Genomic DNA, 2,131 nt, shown 5'->3' on the forward strand with positions numbered 1-2,131 from the left:
GAGGTGCGACACGAAGTCGCTTAATGAAGTTGTTCCCCCTGCGGGAACCACCCGTGTCACCGGGTGAATCTAGAAGGCTGAATAAAGAGCGCCTTCGACAATGTAACGAGGCACCGCAAGGTGCGGGGTATCAATCGTGAGAGGCGTACCCTTCTGGCAGCCATAGCCGGACAAGGGCTAGATAATCGGTATGGTGAACACATGTGAATCTGCGTAACGATCGTTAAGTTGAACGAGCGGAAATGGCTGATACGCTCGAACCAAAACGGTAATGGAGGTGGGAATTGCGTCTTTCTACTACGCATTCGTGACCCATACGCCTCCCGGTCGATAGCAGGCACCTAAGCCGATGTACTTCAGTAAGCGGAACGTGGAAATCCCGTATTACTCCCATTGGGAAAGCAGTTTGCAAAAACTGCCCATGGTGATGCGGGCGAAGGAACGAGGAAAAAGCGAATGCCAGTCTGTAATGGGTTGGATAGAGGTTGAAACATTACCCCACGCGAAAGCGGGCTGACGTCCTTATGGTCTCTCATCACAAGAGAGTGTGTAGAACCCTTTTAATGGAGGGAGAGCAAATGAATGCAGCAGTATCAGCGTGTGCACCTTCCAGCACATCGTGGGACAGCATCGATTGGATTGCTGTACAGCGTCATGTCAGAGGGCTGCAAGCGCGTATTGTGAAGGCGGTACAAGACGGCAGGCATAACAAGGCGAAAGCTTTGCAATGGCTGCTGACTCACTCGTTTAGTGGCAAAGCATTGGCCGTCAAACGAGTGTCTGAAAACAAAGGCAAAAACACGGCTGGGGTCGACAAGGTGACTTGGAATACACCCAAGGCCAAGACCGGTGCGATGATGTCGTTGAAGAGGCGAGGTTACACGCCCCTTCCGCTTCGGAGAGTCCTTATTCCGAAGAAAAATGGCAAGATGAGACCTCTCGGGATACCCACGATGAAATGCCGGGCCATGCAGGCGCTCCATCTGCTGGCTTTGGAACCCATCGCGGAGACCATCGCTGATCGGAACTCTTATGGGTTCAGACCGCAACGCTCAACCGCGGATGCTGCAGCACAGTGCTTTGGTGTGCTGTCAAGAAAAGTAAGTGCGGAGTGGGTGCTAGAGGGTGACATTCAAGGCTGTTTCGACAATATCAGCCATGACTGGATGATCGCCAACCTCCCAATGGACAAGGTGATTCTACGGAAATGGCTCAAAGCCGGTTACGTCTACCAAAGCAAGCTGTTTCCCAGTCTTTCCGGAACACCGCAAGGAGGTATTATCTCCCCGGTGCTGGCCAACATGACCTTGGACGGACTGGAAACGATGCTGGCTAAGAGGTTCTCTAACGCCAAATGGACAGGCAAAAAGCTGCAACTGGTACGGTATGCGGATGATTTCATCATCACGGGGTATTCTAAAGAGTGGCTCGAAAATGAAGTTCGTCCTGCCGTGGTTGAATTTCTGGCGCAGCGCGGTCTCGTGCTCTCTCAGGAAAAGACCAAAATCACGCACATAGGGAACGGGTTCGATTTTCTTGGCTGGAACGTACGTAAGTACAACGGCAAGCTACTGATCAAGCCGTCAAAGGCAAACATCAGCGCTCATCTTGACAAGCTGCGAGCATTAATCAATGCAAACAAAGCGACACGACAGGCCACTTTGATCGGTTTGCTCAACCCGATTCTAAGGGGTTGGGCCAACTATCATAGTCATGTCGTTGCCAAGAAGGTTTTCAACCAGGTAGACAACGCAGTGTGGGAAATGCTCTGGCGATGGGCTGTACGTCGCCACCCTCGCAAGACACTCCGATGGGTCAAAGATCGGTATTTCAAAGTACAAGGAGCGCGTCGATGGGTGTTCTCATGTGATGAACAGTCCGCCGATGGTCGGAAGCGACAATACACATTAGTGTCTGCCTCGGACACGCCAATTGTGCGACATATCAAGATCAAGGCTGCTGCTAACCCTCATGACCCCGCATGGGATGAGTACTTCGAATCCCGATGGGGTAAAAGAATGCTGGTCTCCGCAAAGGGGCGAGCCAAGCTGTATCGGGTGTGGCTAAAACAAGGTGGTCGCTGCTGCGCCTGTCTTAAACCAGTCACCAAAGATACACCATGGCACAGCCG

1 protein-coding gene is annotated in these 2,131 nt (G+C 52.1%); it reads left to right on the forward strand.

The genetic code is table 11. The features are described 5' to 3' along the window. Positions 1-578: 578 nt before the first annotated feature. Positions 579-2,131: group II intron reverse transcriptase/maturase (gene ltrA / locus FTV09_RS17515; protein ID WP_180058990.1), on the forward strand; the 1,553-nt coding region annotated here is incomplete at its 3' end.

The sequence above is a fragment of the Acinetobacter sp. YH12227 genome (genome assembly GCF_013417785.1).
In the GTDB taxonomy this organism is placed as follows: domain Bacteria; phylum Pseudomonadota; class Gammaproteobacteria; order Pseudomonadales; family Moraxellaceae; genus Acinetobacter; species Acinetobacter gandensis.